This window comes from Peribacillus sp. NPDC006672, from assembly GCF_050274955.1.
Lineage (GTDB): Bacteria > Bacillota > Bacilli > Bacillales > DSM-1321 > Peribacillus.
This window is the reverse complement of the sequence record NZ_JBNNOR010000002.1, coordinates 191,816-209,809: the sequence shown is the minus strand read 5'-3', so window position 1 is coordinate 209,809 and position 17,994 is coordinate 191,816. Positions and strand designations below refer to the sequence as shown.

Here is a 17,994-nt window from a genome sequence, read left to right as displayed (position 1 = left end):
GAACAATGGAAAGCAAGTGGTCTAGTATCAGTTTGACCACTTACTTTCCGTTCATAAGCCGCTCTTTTCCTCTAGTTTTCAGATTGCAGCTTGAAAAGTATTGCTTGTGTATCTTTTTGGCGTATGAATCTGCTTTTTATTTTTTGTCTACATTCACCTGTTAGCGAATTTTTCTCAAAATCTACTATATGTCCAAGAGTTTCCTCTCTTTTTTGAGCTACCTCTCATTATGCTAACCACCGTAAATGTTTGATAATAATTATGTAAGGGAAGTAAGAAGTTCATTGATATGACCACTACGCACTTCCGGTTTTATAAGCTGCTCATTTGTTGCTGCGTCAGCTAGTTAAAAAATCACGGAGCACGCGTTTGCTTCGACCTAATTTAATAAGTGGAAAAGATTTTTGTTCCATTAACTCATAAGCAGTTGGCTTAGACACCATCAAAATTTCAGATAAGTGTACGGCTGTTAAAATCATTGGATAATCTTCGATGTTTTTAGGCATAATTTTTTCTCCTCTTAGTTCTAATATATTAGTTTAATAGTAATTAATTTGAATTTACTTATTTAATTCAGAGACATTATATTTTTTTAGATCTTTCGTTTTCAAGGGTTATCCGAAAAACGTTAATAAGATGGTATTAATGTTATGAGTTGGAGGGGGGAAATTTATCGAGCTAAGTAATAAGGTAGTTGGTGCTTAGCTATCTCCACATCAAAATCGAATGATCCTTACTACAGCTTCTTAAAACAGTCAGTTTATAGCGTGGGGAAAAATAGGATATAATAAAACTAATGACTTTAGCGAGATTAACCACCTATGCTTGCGATGCGGGGTGGTTTTTCTTTATCGTACATAAATCAGATTAAGCAAAAAAGGAAAGATTGTAACTCAGTCCAATTTATTTATGTACGGCTTTGTAAAAGAATGCTGTAGATTTTTTTATTAAACTAAGGGAACAGACTAGTTGAAGATGACTGATATACTAAAAGTAACAATCAGTTAGAAAAAAGATGGTCATCACTTGTAGAGCTTTTCTTCAATATTTGCATCTGTGCAGGTTCTTTTTTGGATGGACCTAAAGGGAAAAGTGTATTTTGTGGTGAAATGATGCCGGTAAAAGATCTCTTTTATTTTTCTGGTGTGCAATTTAGGAGATTCTATTAAGGTTTATCAAGTGTCTGATACAAAAAAACTAGAATGAACTACGTGGGGGAAAAGATGGTTGCTAAAAGAGAATATTTAGTTCGAACATTTTCCAGAACTAAAAGGAAAGACTACGAGAATTATATTTTAAACAGAATTTGGAATAGGTTAAATCGATTAGATTTAAAACCTGTCACGCAACAATATGTAAAAAGGGCTGATGGTAAATACGCTTTGATTGATCTATACTTTCCACAGATTCATTTAGGGATTGAATGTGACGAGGGATTTCACATAAGGAACGAACTTAATGATGAAATCCGAACTTTAGAAATCGGGAAAATGTATCAAGCAGTTAAGGAAAATGAAATCAGAATCGAACGAGTAAATGCTACTGAATCACTAGAAGCGATACATACTAAAATTGAAGAAATCGTTCAACTAATCAATAAAATGGCTTCTAACAGCAAGATTATTTCTTGGTCTGAAGATGTTGATTATGCAGAGTTAGCCATCAAGAATGGGGTATTATCCATTTATGATGAGTACACATTCAGTACAATTACTGAGGCAATGCGTTGCCTAGGGAAGAATTATAAGGGGATACAAAGAGCTTATTGGAAGTTTAATGAACAGTATATGATGTGGTTCCCCCAGCTTTCTTTTGATACTGGGAAAGGGAAAGTTTCAAATGCTCGGGGTTGGATTAACGTTTTTAATAAAAATTGGACAGAAATTGAAGAAAGAAGAATGGAAAGTGATTATACACCTTATCATCTTCCAGAGGGTACCCAAAGAGATCGAATTACTTTTATGAAGGTTAAAGACCCTGTATTTGGAACTTATAAGTATCAATTTGTTGGTATTTTTCAATGGGATCGAATCGAGGATAATAGGGTGATATTTAAACGAATTGCTGAAGAGGTAGATTTAACTCCATACAATTAATAAAGGCAATGGTAATCGCCACAATTCTATAAAAACTTTAACATTGTTGTTACGGCTAATCTTTGTGATATAGGAAATAATCAACAAAAATCAGCTATTAGAAGATTATCTTGACCAAATGGAACATCTAAGAATCAAATCTAAATAATAAAATAATCCTTATATTATTTTATTCAACCTAATGTTTAAAGGAGACTTATCACATGGAAGTAGAAATAGGCTATATGCCAAAAAAAGTGGATTTCCGATATTCCTGATGCTGGTGGTTTTTTCCCATTCGAAATTGAAGGAGATAAATCGTATGTAGTTGATTTTGCATTTAATAATGTAGAATCTATTGAGTTTACTCCGAATTGGATGCTTCAATTTATTAAATAGATTCCCCATTTACATACTTGTTGAAGATTATGATCTTGAACAAGAAGAACTTGATCGAGATTTTAAATTCCATATTATTGAGTATGAACCAGTTAAAATTAGAAAAGTGAAAGCTTATTTTTATAAAGCAAATATTAGAAATAGTGAGCAATTTAAGGCTATATTCCCTTATATGGAAATGGCAGTATGAACAATCTGGCTTTATAGTCATTACAAAAAGATGTTTTTAGTTTTGGGGAAAGAAAATTTAAAACGCTTTTTGGTAAAAGAAATATAATCACCCCAATCGTTTCTCTTGAAGAAAACGATAGTGTATTTTGGATTGGCTATGATGGCGACGAAATTTTCGTAATTTCAAATGATAAGCAATTTTCATCAGTTGATTTTATATCAAGTCATTTCCCACCCGGAACCGGTATTTTGAGGACTGAATACGAAGAAGATTGAAATGGTGGATGTCAGTCTTCTTCGTATTCTTGTATTAAAACAACATTATTAATTAACAGAGCCTAAAAAAACGGTATGCTTAAACTTAAATATTGGAGTTAGTATAGTTTCATGGACACATTTTAGTTAATTCCTTACAATGATTTTTGAGAGGATGTGTCCATCTTGGAACGTAAGAATACAGGTAAAAAATATAATAATGAATTCAAGAAGACTATTGTAGATCTTTATCACTCGGGTAATTCGGTCAAAGAATTAAGCGGCGAATATGGCGTATCAGAAGTTACCATTTATAAATGGGTTAAAGAATTTACTCCAATCGGTTTAGGGGAAGAGTCCATGACTCCAAAGGAATTAGCCGCCATACAGAAGGAAAACCTTCGGTTAAAGCAGGAAGTTGAAATCTTAAAAAAGGCTATGGCCATATTCGCGAAAAAGTAACCGAGACAGATCTTACCGAATTTATTGAGGAACACAAGAAACAATATCCCATACAGAAGATGTGTGAAATACTAGAAATCCCAAGAAGCAGCCATTATCAGTCCCTTCAAATAGTCGTATCCAATCGTGAACAGGAAAACCAAGAACTCACGAAGGAAATTCATCTCATTTACCTGGAAAGCAAGGGAAGGTATGGGGCCCCAAAGATTCATGAAAGCTTATTAACCAAAGGGTTTTCCTAAGTCTTAAGCGTGTTCAACGTTTAATGAGCAAGGCAAGAATTCGTTCTATTATTAAGAAAAAATACCGTCCTTATCCATCTATAGAAAAGGTTATTCAGTTAGATACTATGCTTAAACGAGACTTTACCACCCAGACCATTAATGAGAAATGGGTAGCTGACATTACGTATATCCACACGTTAAAAGACGGATGGTGTTATTTAGCTTCTGTATTGGATCTTCATTCTAAGAAAATAGTAGGGTATTCATTTTCACGTTCTATGACGACAGAACTGGTCATAAAAGCTTTCGATAACGCCCACTCTTCACAAAAGCCCACGGAGGGTTTAGTTCTTCATACGGATTTTCGCTCTAAATATACAAGTAGTGAGTTTACTCAACATATCCAAAACCATCCTATTAAGCAATCCTTTAGCCAGAAAGGTTGCCCGTACGATAATGCTTGTATTGAATCCTTTCATGCATATTAAAGAAGGAAGAAGTTAACCACGTACAGTATCTTAACTACCAAACAGCAAAATTAGCGATGTTCCAATTTATTGAAGGTTGGTATAAACGAAAAAGAATTCACAGCAGCTTGATATAAAACCCCACAAGCCATTGAAGATCAAATTAGAAATACAGCTTAAGAGTTAACTTGTTTGTGTCCAAAATTGACTCAAATCCATCATTTATAAATAAGGTTTGATTAAAATCACCTCTCCTCTATAAATTTCTTAGAGGAGAGGTAATTAGATATTTACGTTAATTTAACTATAAAGATTATGAAACTATAACTAAAAAAAATGTTCAACAGTCACTTAATGATTGATTAAGTAAAAGTAGTCGTTCATTTTTAATTTAATATATTTGGACCCAGTCGCATTAGTTAGAATGCTTGAATCTAAAACGAGCTAACGTTTTTGAACCCCATAAAAATGTAACGATTATAGCAACTAATGTTGTGACGATAAAGATAGAGAATGTGGTGAAACTTGAATCGTAATTGGGAAATAAAAATGAACAAACATTATTCATAGCATGAAATATGGCTGCTGCAAGTATACTTTTGCCTGTGTTTTTATAGAGCCAAACAATCAGAATCCGTAATGAAACGGACCCAGTGCATTGCCATATTATCCATTCTGGAGGGTGGTGAGCTTGAATGTGAGGGATTACATGCCATATTTGCCATACAACCCCTAATATGATGCTAGCCCTTATTGCACTCCACCGATTCTCTAGCTTGTCATAGGCAAATCCTTGCCAGCCAAGCTCCTCACATATTCCTGCAATAAAAAACACAAAGAAAAAAGTAAGGATATTCGAAATGGAAAATTGCAAATTAGGAACAGCATTCCACATTAAATTCATTAATACATATGCCAAAATCATTATGATAGGCATTAAGAGAAATATAGGTACATACCAGATCTTTCTATCGATTCTTTTATTAAAAGACTCCTTTAATAAATGTTTTATTTCATCTGCTCCATTATTCCTATAGGCAAGGATCAAAGCAGCTATCATCGGGCAAACAAACATAAGGGCACTGATAGGAAGATTTATGGGTATTTCTTTCCGGAAAAATTGTTCAGCTTCCATTCCGAATAACCAGAATGGAATGGCTAGAATGAAAACCAACAAGAAAAAGATCCAGGGAGAACGATTTGAAGATTTATTACCTATGCTCATTATTTTAATAACTCCTTCTTTATTTTAAGTTTGAATCAGTGGAATTCCTGTATTTGGTTGATTAATCTGCAAACAATCCTGATGTAATCGAATAAGATTGTGAAGTAATGTACGGGGGGTTAGTTGAAGAATATAGCACAAAAATGGATCAAACTTTTTTATAAAAACTAAGCATAAATATGTTAGAAAAAGATCCATTTTGAACAACCTTTTTTCAAAATGGATTCATTTTTTAGTTATAGTATTTTATTTGTTTTTAAGGTGTTCTTAATCAACTTTATTCTAAATCTACACAACCACATGTCCATTGTTGTAATTCCGGCGAAAACAGGTTCAATTCATCTGAAAAATCCATCATATTACCTCATTCACCCTGGGATTAATTGCCCATTTGTTAAGCAAGAAAAGCAATACCCTACTTAAGCATTGCGACCATTCCATTAATAAAAAAGAATCTTATATTTGTTGGTTTTCAAGGTGACCTGTCACTTTCAATAAATCCTCAATATAACTAGTTTTTCCTTACCCTGCTCACCTACAAAATAATGTAATATTTACTATATTTAGAAGAGATCTAAAATGCTCATTACATTATTTTAAAAATAAAGTATAATTTTGGAAGAGGAAGATGAACATCTGAATAATCTAAATAAATTTCATATTCTATTTACTATGAACTATATAAATGTGGGGGAGGATGGAAATAGTGGCTAAGAAAAAGTTAAGTAGACGTAAGTTTTTAGGTTATCTAGGAGCTGGTTTAGTAACTGTGACAGCAGCTAGTTTACCTATTAAAGCTTTAGCAGGGTTAAACGAAACGAAAGCTACATCTGAAGTTAATTCAGAAGATTTACCTAAAGAACCTGGTACATGGGGCGATACAATTTTAGAAATGGAACTTGAACTACCTCAAGACCCAAATGTTCTCCTGATGGATGTAGAGACCATTTATAATTTAAATTAATGAAATTGAATAATAAATCAGGGGGGAGTTTTATGTCTTTACGAATTAATATGGTCAACACAGCCATATCTCAGATTGGCACATTAGAAGGGAATAATAATGACAATAAGTATGGGAGATGGTTTGGTCTAAACAATCAGCCATGGTGTGCCATTTTTGTGAGCTGGTGTGCTGCTCAATCAGGAAATATGGAATTCAATGGGGAACACCGTCCACTTTTTGCTCGCAGTGCTGCAGTAAGAGATCATCGATGGTTTCATGATACTTTTGGTGAATATTTTACTAAATCAGGATTCATTAATTATATTGGGAATGACTCCAAGAAAGTTGCCAGGGCGACAGGATGCCTTATTTTTTTTAGTGGAGACTCTCATATAGGCATCGTTGAGCAATATTATCCTGGGGAACAAGCAGTTCTTACAGTAGAAGGGAATACTTTCACCCCCTCTAAAGGAGAGGAAATTCAAGGCGTGTTTCGTCGTTATCGCCGTCTTTCTGATTCGAAAATAGTGGGATTTGCTCTTCCTTACTATGAATTTTATAGCAGCGGATCTCCTGGGGGCGTAAAGCCGGTACCACCTCCTTACGGTAACAGTGGAACTGTGGATAACCCCACATCATTCCCAGGAGCAAGGTATTTCTATATTGGTGCCTACAATAACTATGTCACGCTATTAGGAAAAATGCTAATAAAAGCAGGATACGGTAATTTTTATCAAGTGGGAGCAGGTCCTCGCTTTACGGAAACAGACCGGGAAGCATGCGCCACCTTTCAAAGAGCACAAGGCTGGAGTGGAAGTGGCGCAGATGGTATTCCTGGAACATCTACATGGGAGCGGCTTAGTGCCATCTATTATGGTGGTGGCGGAAGTGGTGGAAGCGACTGGCCGCCAGCATTTCCAGGTGCACAATATTTTAAGGCTGGAGCCTCTAACCAATACGTGAAATTATTGGGTGTTCAGTTAGTAAAGACTGGATTTGGTCGACACTATACTGTTGGGCCGGGTCCTGCGTGGAGTGAAGCAGATCGCCTAAACTGCCAAGAGTTCCAAAGAGCACAAGGTTGGACAGGCAACGATGCAGATGGATATCCGGGTCCTACGACATGGCAAAGATTGTTTGATATAGTTGGAAGCACCCCAAATGTTTCGAAATTTCCCGGAAGCCATTTCTTTGGCCCTGGTGCAAATAACGAATATGTTACAACCCTCGGTAAACGATTAATTAACAAAGGGTATAGTCAGTATTATTCTGTCGGAGCAGGTCCAAAGTGGAGTGAGGCAGACCGTCAAGCTTGCGCTGCTTTCCAACGTGCTCAAGGTTGGTCTGGAAGTGATGCAGATGGCATTCCTGGTCCTTCAACATGGCAAAAGCTCTTTGCTTGAAATTTTGCTTTGAAGGAAATTTGGGGCTTTATTTTACATAAAATGTATTATCATAGTTTTTCGTGTTTTGTCGTCTGGACCATAATTAGAGTTTTCCTTATAGCTTTCATTCCCAATATAGGAATCCAATTTGAAGATGCCGACCAATAAAGGTCGGCTATTTTCATACTATTTTTAGCAGCAGCCTCAGTAATCGCTCGTAACCTCTTACGATAAGCATAACGTTTTTTCGTTATTGGAGGGATTGTTTTTACTTAGCTTGATGGGCATGGGTGCTTGCTCATTAACTATTGTGAATGGTTGGAATTTTTGTGATTTTTGATATTTCCAAGCAATGTAATGAAGCTTACATATATTAATTGCTAATTAAGATAATATAATGTGTGTAACTTAGCATTTGAAGATATATACACTATCCATTTATTAAAAGGAGGAGACAAAATGACTACTTTTAAATTAAGTGAAAAGGTTCCAAACTTTATACTTCCTGAAATATCAGGACAGGAATTCTCTTTAGAAACCAATCTTAAAGAACATAAGGGTTGGAAATTAATTATTTTTTTTAGAGGCGCCTGGTGCCCTGTTTGTGTCCATGATTTGAAGGAGCTTGAAGAGAGCAAAGGTTTCTTTGAAGGGAAAAATGTACATCTTATTACTTTGTCTACGGACAAATTAGAAAACTTAAGGAATATGGCATTGGAGAACAACTTATCGTTCCCGATTTTATCAGATGAGTTCCTGGTTGCTTTAAAAGCTTACGATGTTTTCTATCACGGTGATGATGCACCTTATGAAGATCATGGTACTCATGGAGAACCTGCTTATTTTCTTGTGGATGAAAATGGACAACTACTATATCAACAGAGACAAACCAGTCCATTTGGTCGTCCAACATCGACAGAGCTTAGAAAGATTGTTCAATATATAGGCAAGAATCTAAAGTCTAAATAAATCTATTTTTACGAAAAGAGCAAGCTATATGCTTGCTCTTTTTAATAGCCATTTAATTTTTGAACTTAACTAACGACTAATTTGAATTCAATAAAGAATAGGAAATTGTCCAATTCTGATTTTTGTAATTAGCATTACAGAATTTTTTTTTTTCACTTGGTACGATAACAATGCAAAAGAAAAAGGAGTGATAAACGTGCAATTTTCGGTTAATAAAGCAATTAAAACTGGAATTATAGGTGGCATCATTGGTGGAATTATCTTTGGAATGATCATGCAAATGATGGGTAAGATAGCCATGATTGCAGGGATGATGGGGAGCAGCAGCTTACTAAATGCCTGGATCATTCATATGATGATAAGTATTATTTTCGGCATTATCTTCGGATTATTGACATTCGTTATAAAAAATCGTATTGTTCTCACAATTATTTTTGGGATTGGAATTTGGATAGTGGGTCCTCTTGTTATCATGCCTATAATGATGGGGATGGGAACAAACCTTTCAAGTGCTTTTGCTAATCAACAATTAATGAGTTTAGGAACTCATTTGTTTTTCTCTATAATAGTTGTAATTGTGTTTAAGATCTGTTTAAAAAAACAAACTTCTTAAAAGGAAACTATTCAATATTTTGCAAAGAAAATATACTACTAATTCTTATTTTTTTATTCGAGGTGATAAAAATTGGAGTATCGTATTAGCGATGTTGAATGTGGGATTAATTAAGGGACAATTAGCGATTCTTTCCCCCTTGTGCCACACCATACATATAAACGAAAGTGTCGCTATAACTCGACTTATTTTTTATAGTAATTAACTAATCATCCCTAAAAAATGTATGTTTTTTCATTCATTTGGATTACCCCTATATTCTTTTTATTCTTAAAATTTCATCTCCCTTTAAAATGAATGCTCCATCTACAAATACCGGGGCAGTAACTTCTCCTAGTAAATTCTTTATTTCTAATGCAGCATTTAGATCAGTAAATAGGTTTTTTTCTATAAAATAAATATTACTTTGAATTAGATGTTGTTTTGCTTTAAAACAGCTTAAGCACCCATCCATTGTATATAAAACTGGCTCCACAAAAACACCCCCTATTTGGTACTATACTAGTTATTTGCTTTTAAGCAGTAATTTAGATTACAGTAAAAATCACAAAGAACAGTATAATGGAAACAAAAATAGTGAAAGGAATGATTTTAAGTGGATAAATTATTACTTCTTTCACAAATTAGTCTATTGGAAGAATTACCAATGGACGATCTTAAGGCAATTGAAGAATTAAGTGAGATGAAACCTGTTAAAAAAGGAACGATTATACTGTCTCCAGATAAGCCAATTGAAGCATTATTTTTTTTAAAGAAAGGTCAAGTTCGCTTATTTCGTATGAATCATCATGGAAAGCAGTTTACTGTTGATATTTTAACAAGTGGTAATATTTTTGGAGAAACATCCACCCTATCTTTAACAGATGACCAGGTTTATGCTGAAGCAATGACAGATACTTACTTATGTATGATTGGAAGGAATGATTTTGAGGGGTTTCTTGAAAGGAACCCCAAAATTGCATTAAAGTTTATAAATATACTTTCCAATCGTTTAAAAGAAGTTTATAGCTTAAGCGAGAAAATTGCGCTTAGTGATGTTAAATACCGTCTAATATACCTATTATTAAAATTAAGTGAAAAAACCGGAAAAAGAATAAACGAATGGCAAACCATCAATATGACATTGACACATGCTGATATTGCAAACATGATTGGATCTACACGAGAAACGACCAGTGCTATTCTTAGTCAGCTTAAAAAAGAGGGTTTGATTAAAAAAGATTTAAAATTGTCTATTAATGCTGAAAAAATTGAACAACTTTTAGAAGAAATTTAAGCAATCCATCGGAAATCCTCAATCTTTTCAAGGGGTTTTTAATTAGATAAACCTTTTAATAGCATTTTGAGTACAAAACCATTAAAAAGTATAATAGCAAATAAAAAAGCAGTGTGATTCACATATGAATTCGCACTGCTTTTTTATTAGGGGTCAAGCAGGGTACCACCAACAATTTAAAATCAAAAAATCGGTTTCCTGTACATTAAGAAAAGCGATTCTTATTGAAGAATCGCGCCCTCATGTTGAACACTTACTTCACCGTTACATCTGTGATATACCGATTATGAATAAAGCGAAAACAAAGCTAATAAAAGTAAAACCGGCAAGGGGAACCGCAAAGGCTTTGTTGTTCTTAAACTCAAATATTGTAAATAAGGCACCTAAAGCACAAACACTAAACCATATTGGGATAAAAATTAAGTCTGCAACATTAACAGGAAGCAATTTATAAAAACCTGAAATGTATAATATCCAATTGATAATTAATAGACCGAATATACAATAAGACGACTTATAAGGAGATGAACCTTTCCCATATTTTCTAACCATTAGTAATGGAAAAACGAAGATAATAACTAATATAGCTCCAAAAAGTCCAATTAAAATCGAAGTTAACCCCAAAAAAACACTCCTTTACATTGAATTATTCAATTACTCTGTCTCTTTAACGAAATGGTGCCTTCCTTTATTTTAGATAGGCATCAGCCCATAAAGAAGCACCCACTTAATTAATTTATTGTTATTATAAAACAATTATTTATTGTTTTGCAATAAATAATTGTTCCTTTTTGATATATTTGTATCGTTTAACTAATATACTCTACTCATTTAATGAATAAAAAAGCATCTCTAAATAGATAGAGATACTTTAAAAAATATAGTAGATTTTAAACAATCCTACCTCAATAAATACAATCCTCATAATTTGGCCCTTAATGGAAAAACATGACTGACATTTTTAAACAACTTTATTATGTTTTAAACTTAATGTCCCTTAACAGTATAAGAGCTACCTTAAAAACAGCTCCGAACTTTAGCTAACGCACCCGTTAGTTAAATTAGAATAGTGGTATTTCAATTCCCATATATGTCATTGAAGATATAAAAACCTACACCCAATATAAAAATAAGAATAAACACAATCCATAAAGCCTCTTAAAGAGTCTATATTTTAATTCTTTCTTTTTGAACGTGAATGAAAATAGACCAATTTAAATTGTTGTTAACTAAAATAATCCTCTTTTTCCTTTCTGTTTGATTAGGTAAGAGATACCTTCTATATGGTCGCCGATAATTTGTTTTGTTGCTGAAGCAAGTTCTCCTTTTTTAGCGAAATGTTTTTCTGGTCGTATACGATTCATTTTATCTACCTCAACAGAATGGACATTTTGAATGGTTAAACCCGATAGAATTGTTTTTACTTGTGCAATGACGGGGGAAACAAGTACATCAAACCCAATTTCATCAATACATTTTCGGCTAAAAGCATGAGGGATTGCAACTGGTGAACCAACCCCTAAATCTTTTCGGTCACATGCCAGGTTAACGGCATATTTACAGGCTGTCACAATATAGACTGGAGCACGATTCATAAGATATTCTAAATTATTTAATGCTAGGTCTGTACCATTTTGAATCGCGTGGACAAATGGTAGTAGATCTTGCGAAGGAATAATAATATCACCATCAATAAAAAGTAAAATATCACCTTTTGCGAAATATGCCCCTATAGCCCGTCCTGTATCATTTCCAAGTTTTTCATCATAAACAATGACAGTTGCTCCGCTCTTTTTTACAATTTCTTCTGTATGATCTGTCGTTCCATTAACTACTACGATGATTTCTAAGGGTTCTAGTTTTCGCACCTCCTGAATTATGGCTTCAATCGTTCTATCTTCATTATAGGCAGGGATGATAACTGATAATTGTTTTCCTGAATAAATATTAGAGTGCTTTCCCCAACCAGTAATGATTTTCGGCATAGGTTCTAGTTTGTTTGATTTTAAATTCTCAATGATATCTCTTCTTCTATTTTCATCAGAATAATTTAGCCTTGAGTCGTTAGTCTCATGTATCCCATTTGCAATTGTTTCAATATGATTCCCGATAATTCTTTTTTCACTAATGGAAAGAGTTGTAGGGGTATTTTTATGTTGTGTGGGGTGAACTCGATTAATAGTTACTACATCAATTGACATATGACGAGAAATGCGGAATTGATGTTGAATAATTTTTAATTGTGCATAAATCGGATTTTTTAAACTATCAGAATGAATTTTTTGGATGACTTCCTTTGTCATAGCATGAGGCACAGCAACAAGTGAATCTGAATTTAATTTAGGACAATGTAGGAAGTGATTCATAACTTGTTTCCAAATTGTGATTGAGTGAGGAGGGTATACTTTGTTAAAAATATAATCTAAGTTATTTAATACAACATCTGCAGTTCCTTCTACTAAAGGGTCAAGAAATTGATTTAATGTGGAAGAAGAAATAGCAAAATCGGCATCGATGAATAGTAAGATGTCGCCTTTTGCTTCTTTCGCTCCTATAGCTCGGCCAACATTATGCCCTAATCGTTCTTTATAAATAAGGACTTTACAATTATGATTTTTAGCAATCTCTATCGAACGATCTGTACATCCGTTAGCAACAGCAATAATTTCCATAGGATTCAATTGTTGACATGATTCTAAAACACTAGATAATGTTTTTTCCTCATTGTAAACAGGAATAATAATCGAAACAGTTTTTTTGTTCATATTTATGCTCCTTATTAAATTTTAATATTATCCTTCGATATACACAGTTTATGTAATATTAAGGTAGATGGTTAGGATTATTTAAATAGGAATAGATATTTAGGCTAAATAATAGTTTTTGAATGAATTAAAGAATCTCCTCAACTTAATATCCGTATATGCCGTTCCCTCCTTTTAGCTAATGCATATTCTATTAATTAGAAAGGGGGAATAGATATGGCGTGTACTAGTAACAATATTTGTTTTGATATATGTCTTAAGATTGTAATTACTCCAGGAAATGGAGTGGTGACAAATGTGAATTGCGGTAATGCATGTGGGACAAGCCCTAGTATTGAAATAATGCCTGATGGAGCAATTGTAATTGCGTTGCCATTAGTCGCATGTTTCTCTATCACATTAAATGATGATCTAAGTGTTTCTACCCTATTAACAAGCCTTTCTTTTCATACTTCTTAAATAGGACATCTTTATTGAACATGAATTAGATGTATATGTAAGAAAATCAGAGGCTGATTCAAAAGATTAATACAAACAATACATTAATATCTATGTAGCGAAATTTAACAAATAGTTGCAGCGAATAGACAAAGGTTTGTATAGGGAGAGATTCGGATAAAATCAGGGCATCTTCCTTGCTTTTGAACAGCCTCTATTAATTTGACACTTGTATAAACTATGAAGAATACAAAAAAATAAAACATTATTTGAGAAAGGAAGACGGGAATACAAATGAATGATCGTGGTATCATCACAATTATTGGGTTAGGGTATGTAGGGCTTCCTTTAGCAATCCATTTTGCCAAACGAGGATATATGATAATCGGACTTGATAAAGATAAAAAAAAAATTGAAATGCTCAAAAAAGGGGAGAGTTATATTTCAGATGTCGCTTCCATAGAATTGCAACAATTATTAGAAAATAAAAAACTGATTGTACACACTCCTAGTGAAGGGATAAAAGATTTTCAAAATAGTAGTTATGTGATTGTAACCGTTCCAACTCCTCTTGATTCAAGAAATGAACCTGATTTAAGTGCGCTTTTATCTGTATCACACTATATTAAGCAAAATCTTCAAAAAGGACAAACCTTCATTTTTGAAAGTTCCACCTATCCAGGTACATTAGAAGAAGCGATAATTCCAATCATTGCTGAAACAGGTAATAAGGTTGGAAAAGACTTCTACATTGGATACTCTCCTGAACGAATTGATCCATCTAATCAACAGTACACAGTACAATCTATTCCAAAAGTCATTAGTGGTCAAACGGAGATGTGTAAGCAAAAAGTACAACAATTATATAGCTCCGCCTTTGATGCGATTGTCCCTGTTAGTTCACCAAAGGTTGCTGAGATGTGTAAGCTTCTTGAAAATATTCAGCGTTTAGTTAATATTTCTTTAGTAAATGAATTAAATATATTATGCAAAAAAACAAACATTGATTTTCATGAAGTGTTAGAAGCAGCAGCAACGAAACCATTTGGGTATACCCCCTATTGGCCGGGGCCAGGAATCGGTGGACATTGTATCCCTGTCGACCCAATTTATTTTCAATGGAAAATGAAACAATATGGTTTAAAAAGTCAATTAATTGAAGCAGCTCATTTAATTAATGAAGAGATGCCAATAGAAGTTGTAAAGCAAGTAAAAGAAGCAACCAAACCTTCAGGAAATATTTTAGTTGTTGGAATTGCTTATAAGAAGGATGTAAATGATTTGAGGGAATCTCCTGCTTTTAAAATTATGCAACTTTTAGTGGGAGAAGGGTTTAGCACCCAATATCACGACCCGTATATTTCTAATGTGAAAATCGGGAACAGAATTTATCATTCGATTCCTTTGGAAGAGATAACAGTAAAACAAGCGGATACTGTATTAATTTTAACCGATCATTCCACTATTGATTGGGAAGTTCTAAAATCAATAACTAATATTATAGATACACGTGGAATTATGAAGAAAGCAAGTGTATAAGTAAATACTGCTTGAAAGGATTGAATCTGCGAAACTACGTAGCATATGGACAAAATGATGGTAATTTCATTAGAGGAAAATATGTGGAAAAACCAGGGGGATATTTTTATATATCTATAAGTACTTATTTATTAAACGTAAACTTCAATGATGTTGGTTAGAAAACATTATTGTGTCCCAGTGTTACACCAACCACTTCAATTATTTTGGGTGACCATCTTGAGGGATTTTCGCATTTATTTCAAGTTTAAAAAGAATAAATTAGACAAATTTGGAGAGGTGGATATTGTTGCTAAGTCAATATAAAAAAATAAAAATTTCATATGATGAATTAGATGAAATCTCACTGGATAGGATAGAGCCCTTTATATTGCATATCGAATGGAATAAAGTGTGTTATGAATTTTTAATTCGAATTAAACCCAATGCTTCTAATGTTCTTGTATTTGGTTCAGGAGCAGGAGGATTTCAAGAAGAATCAATTGGTCCACCCATTTTTCACAGGCATTCTTGGATGGTAGAGTTTGAAGATACTGTAATTTATTATAATGATCCAACCTTATATCTTGGAGAAATATCTTTAGGTTGGGGACAGGGGACGATAGATAGATTCTACCTAAAGGATATTGCAATAATACTAATGAAAATATTTGAAAAATTAAAATTCAATCAGAAAAATGTATTATTTTACGGGAGCTCAGGTGGGGGCTTCATGTCTTTAATACTAGCAGGATATGTAATAGGCTCGACAGCGTTAGTTAATAATCCACAAACAATTTTAACTAATTGGATACCGGTACCAGTAAATCAAGTGTTTAGCTTGTCTTACCCAGGTTATTCCAGGGAGTACATTGAAAAACATTTTGGGTACCGAATTAATGTTATAGATTTTTATAAAAAAATTAAATATGTACCAAATATATATTTTTTACAAAATGTTGCGTTCGAGTTTGATGTAAAGAATCATTTAATGCCTTTTATTTCTCAATTGAAAGAGATGGATGAAAATCTAGCTGTAAATACAATTCAAATAGATTTATATTATGACAAAAAGGCAGGTCATGCAGCTGTCGGGAAAAATGAAACAATTGTATATATAAATAAGGTAAAACCCAATAAAAATATGGAAGGAATTAAATAATAGGAGGTGGTTAAATCGCAGCAATTTAAGAGGATAGATATTAGATTCAACCAAATTGAAGAAATGTCTATTAGTACATCAGAACCATTTCTTTTAAATGTTCAATGGGATGAAGTAAGTTATGAATTTTTAATTCGTGTTAAACAAAAGTCACCAAATGTCATTATATTAGGATCGGGTGCAAGTGAAAATCAGCATCCACCTATCTTTCAAAGGTACACATGGATGGAAGAATTCGATGATTCTTTAATTTTTTATAATGATCCTACTCTTTATTTAGGTGATATTAATTTAGGCTGGGGACAAGGAACTATTGAGCGATTCTACTTGAAAGAAATAGCCATCATTTTAGAGAAATTAATACAAAAACTGAATGTAGCAAATGAAAATATCCTGTTTTACGGAAGCTCCGGAGGGGGGTTCATGTCTTTAATGTTAGCAGGGTATATAAAAGAGTCCTGTGCATTAGTAAATAATCCACAAACCATCTTAACAAACTGGTATATAGATCCCCTCAAACAGGTATTTAATATTTCTTATCCCAATCTGTCTTTGGAGGAGATTAACAACATATTTGCTGAAAGAATAAATGTTATAGCATTTTATAACCAAATAAAATATGTACCACGCATTTATTATTTACAAAATATAGCCGCAAAATTCGATATGAAGAATCATCTAGAGCCCTTTGTTGAGGGATTACAACAAATAGATGAAAATTGCCATGTAAACCGAGTAAAGATAGATTTGTATTTTGATAAACGTTCGGGGCATATTCCATTAGAGAAAAATAAAATTCTCCCTTATATAAATTTAATAAAACAATAATAATAACTACAATTTGTATAATAAACGCATTTTCCTGACGCTACCCCATTGCCATCAAGCCAAGGAACTAGATTCCGTTATTTTTAGAGGCTAGCGCGACGACCAAAAAAGGATTAATCTTACCCATAAAGCGCGCGACAGTCGGTGGTACACCGTGCTCGTTGGAGTCAGACTAACGGATGGGCTCAAAGGCACCTTAGTTCAACGACCTTCTTCGCCAAACAGTAAAACATTATCGACATAGAGACTAATTTTCATTCTCTGTGGTGAAGCGCTGATTTTTGCGCTTCATGGATGGCTAACGGAGCGGATAGTTCTATAAGGTAATATGGTAAAATGACATAAATCTTGCCTTTAATATTGTTATGTTAAAGGAAATGGTTGCTTTATCGCTAAATAATTTGGATGATAGATTTTCTAAAATATTAAAATAAATATGAGATTGTGAAGACTTCGACTCAAACGGAGCAGTTCAAGAGAGGAAAAAATATTTATGATTGTGAAAGTCGAATTTATGTACGAAGAGGATACTGAATATATAAGTTGTCTTGCAAAAGTAGGGAGAAATATACATCAATTGCAGCGTGAATTTGATAAATGGTTATATGACAGAGAAAACAAGCATTCATACTGGGAAGTCGCAGGAGAAGATGAGGAAGGCGAAAAAATTTTTGGAGTCTGTTTTAATGGAAAGGCTTTCGTATATTGGCTTAACAATGTAAGGTTCAACAAAGATAAAAAGGTTGCAAAGCTAATAGAAACACCAAATAAACTACCTAAGAAGAAAATTAGGTTTTAAATTAACAGGTGCATAAC

Annotated in this window: 15 protein-coding genes and 2 pseudogenes; 12 read left to right on the top strand and 5 right to left on the bottom strand. The window is 33.5% G+C overall.

What is annotated here, in order from left to right:
* Window positions 1–338: 338 nt before the first annotated feature.
* Window positions 339–506 (bottom strand): helix-turn-helix domain-containing protein, encoded by a 168-nt coding sequence (locus ACQKKK_RS04345; RefSeq protein WP_427614341.1) that lies wholly within the window; start codon window positions 504–506, stop codon window positions 339–341.
* A 717-nt stretch (window positions 507–1,223) separates the two neighbouring features.
* Here ACQKKK_RS04345 and ACQKKK_RS04340 point away from each other — a divergent pair.
* On the top strand, window positions 1,224–2,096 hold the full coding sequence (locus ACQKKK_RS04340) for an AbaSI family restriction endonuclease (RefSeq protein ID WP_427614339.1): 873 nt from the start codon (window positions 1,224–1,226) through the stop codon (window positions 2,094–2,096).
* Window positions 2,097–3,086: 990 nt separating this feature from the next.
* A pseudogene (locus ACQKKK_RS04335) lies at window positions 3,087–4,233 on the top strand (IS3 family transposase).
* Between the two features lie 235 nt (window positions 4,234–4,468).
* On the opposite strand, the gene ACQKKK_RS04330 reads toward ACQKKK_RS04335, so the two are convergent.
* Complete coding sequence (locus ACQKKK_RS04330) at window positions 4,469–5,278, bottom strand: CPBP family intramembrane glutamic endopeptidase (protein WP_427614338.1); 810 nt, start codon at window positions 5,276–5,278, stop codon at window positions 4,469–4,471.
* Between the two features lie 706 nt (window positions 5,279–5,984).
* On the opposite strand from ACQKKK_RS04330, the gene ACQKKK_RS04325 reads away from it, so the two are divergent.
* The 4 genes from ACQKKK_RS04325 (at window position 5,985) to ACQKKK_RS04310 (ending at window position 9,191) form a co-directional block, all read left to right on the top strand.
* Complete coding sequence (locus tag ACQKKK_RS04325) at window positions 5,985–6,242, top strand: twin-arginine translocation signal domain-containing protein (protein ID WP_427614337.1); 258 nt, start codon at window positions 5,985–5,987, stop codon at window positions 6,240–6,242.
* Between the two features lie 32 nt (window positions 6,243–6,274).
* Window positions 6,275–7,627 carry a peptidoglycan-binding protein gene (locus ACQKKK_RS04320; protein ID WP_427614335.1) on the top strand — a complete coding sequence of 451 codons (1,353 nt, stop codon included), beginning with the start codon at window positions 6,275–6,277 and terminating at the stop codon, window positions 7,625–7,627.
* Window positions 7,628–8,068: 441 nt separating this feature from the next.
* A complete protein-coding gene (locus tag ACQKKK_RS04315; RefSeq protein WP_427614334.1) occupies window positions 8,069–8,578 on the top strand; it encodes a peroxiredoxin family protein in 510 nt (169 codons plus the stop codon).
* 196 nt (window positions 8,579–8,774) lie between these two features.
* A complete protein-coding gene (locus ACQKKK_RS04310; protein WP_427614333.1) occupies window positions 8,775–9,191 on the top strand; it encodes a hypothetical protein in 417 nt (138 codons plus the stop codon).
* 253 nt (window positions 9,192–9,444) lie between these two features.
* Here the strand turns inward: ACQKKK_RS04310 and ACQKKK_RS04305 are convergent, their stop codons facing one another.
* On the bottom strand, window positions 9,445–9,666 hold the full coding sequence (locus ACQKKK_RS04305) for a glutaredoxin domain-containing protein (RefSeq protein ID WP_427614332.1): 222 nt from the start codon (window positions 9,664–9,666) through the stop codon (window positions 9,445–9,447).
* Window positions 9,667–9,786: 120 nt separating this feature from the next.
* Between ACQKKK_RS04305 and ACQKKK_RS04300 the strand changes: the two genes are divergently transcribed.
* Window positions 9,787–10,467: a Crp/Fnr family transcriptional regulator gene (locus ACQKKK_RS04300; RefSeq protein ID WP_427614330.1), complete on the top strand. Its 681-nt coding sequence runs from the start codon at window positions 9,787–9,789 to the stop codon at window positions 10,465–10,467.
* Between the two features lie 264 nt (window positions 10,468–10,731).
* On the opposite strand, the gene ACQKKK_RS04295 is transcribed toward ACQKKK_RS04300, so the two are convergent.
* Window positions 10,732–11,091: a hypothetical protein gene (locus ACQKKK_RS04295; RefSeq protein ID WP_427614329.1), complete on the bottom strand. Its 360-nt coding sequence runs from the start codon at window positions 11,089–11,091 to the stop codon at window positions 10,732–10,734.
* A 605-nt stretch (window positions 11,092–11,696) separates the two neighbouring features.
* Complete coding sequence (locus ACQKKK_RS04290) at window positions 11,697–13,232, bottom strand: glycosyltransferase family 2 protein (protein WP_427614327.1); 1,536 nt, start codon at window positions 13,230–13,232, stop codon at window positions 11,697–11,699.
* 216 nt (window positions 13,233–13,448) lie between these two features.
* Between ACQKKK_RS04290 and ACQKKK_RS04285 the strand changes: the two genes are divergently transcribed.
* From ACQKKK_RS04285 to ACQKKK_RS04265, 5 genes and pseudogenes are all read left to right on the top strand, one after another.
* On the top strand, window positions 13,449–13,691 hold the full coding sequence (locus tag ACQKKK_RS04285) for a hypothetical protein (RefSeq protein WP_427614326.1): 243 nt from the start codon (window positions 13,449–13,451) through the stop codon (window positions 13,689–13,691).
* Between the two features lie 273 nt (window positions 13,692–13,964).
* Window positions 13,965–15,209, top strand: coding sequence for a nucleotide sugar dehydrogenase (locus ACQKKK_RS04280; RefSeq protein WP_427614324.1), 1,245 nt, complete (start codon window positions 13,965–13,967; stop codon window positions 15,207–15,209).
* 271 nt (window positions 15,210–15,480) lie between these two features.
* A pseudogene (locus tag ACQKKK_RS04275) lies at window positions 15,481–16,338 on the top strand (glycosyl transferase); the annotation flags it as partial.
* An 18-nt stretch (window positions 16,339–16,356) separates the two neighbouring features.
* Complete coding sequence (locus ACQKKK_RS04270) at window positions 16,357–17,178, top strand: glycosyl transferase family 2 (RefSeq protein ID WP_427614322.1); 822 nt, start codon at window positions 16,357–16,359, stop codon at window positions 17,176–17,178.
* 493 nt (window positions 17,179–17,671) lie between these two features.
* Complete coding sequence (locus ACQKKK_RS04265; protein WP_427614320.1) at window positions 17,672–17,977, top strand: hypothetical protein; 306 nt, start codon at window positions 17,672–17,674, stop codon at window positions 17,975–17,977.
* Window positions 17,978–17,994 lie beyond the last annotated feature (17 nt).